Annotated in this window: 2 pseudogenes; both read left to right on the top strand. The window is 41.0% G+C overall.

What is annotated here, in order from left to right:
• Positions 1 to 479: pseudogene (locus GMD4S_RS09900) on the top strand (AAA family ATPase); the annotation flags it as partial.
• Positions 480 to 491: 12 nt separating this feature from the next.
• Positions 492 to 678: pseudogene (locus GMD4S_RS09895) on the top strand (ABC transporter permease); the annotation flags it as partial.

Genomic DNA, 678 nt, shown 5'->3' with positions numbered 1-678 from the left:
AAAAACGTTTGTTCTCTTTTGTGTTGTCTTTAATAGGTCGTCCGAAAATTCTATTTTTAGACGAGCCAACTGCTGCCATGGATACCTCGACTCGTCAGCATTTTTGGGAAATTGTCAATCAGTTAAAGAAAAATGGTGTCACCATTGTCTATTCTTCCCACTATATCGAAGAGGTAGAACATACGGCTGACCGCATTTTGGTCCTCCACAAGGGAGAATTGATTCGCGATACGACGCCTTATGCCATGCGTGGTGAAGAACAAGAAAAACACTTTACGGTACCTCTAACTTATCAGGAAGTTATCAGCACTTTGGACCAGGTTCAAGAGCTTGAAATCAAGCAAAATGCTCTTTCCTTCACAACCAAAGAAGCCAGCCAGGTATGGAAAGTCTTGCAAGATCAGGGCTGCATGATCGAAGAAATTGAAGTTCGCAATCGAACTCTCTTAGACAGTATCTTCGAAACGACTCAAGATTAAAGGAGATTGACGATGAAAAATATGACAAGTCTCATGAAAGTGGAAATCATTCTGATGAAACGGCAAGCAGTCTACTACTTGCTATCCATCGGACTTCCAAGTGTGTTTTACCTTATCTTTTCTGGTATGATGTCAGGGTCAGATATTCCAGAAATTGCTCTTCAAGCCTATCTTTTTGCCATGACGCTCTTTAGTATCA

This window comes from Streptococcus sp. GMD4S (assembly GCF_000296955.1).
The sequence above is the reverse complement of the archived record's forward strand: the minus strand, read 5'-3'. Positions and strand labels throughout refer to the sequence as shown.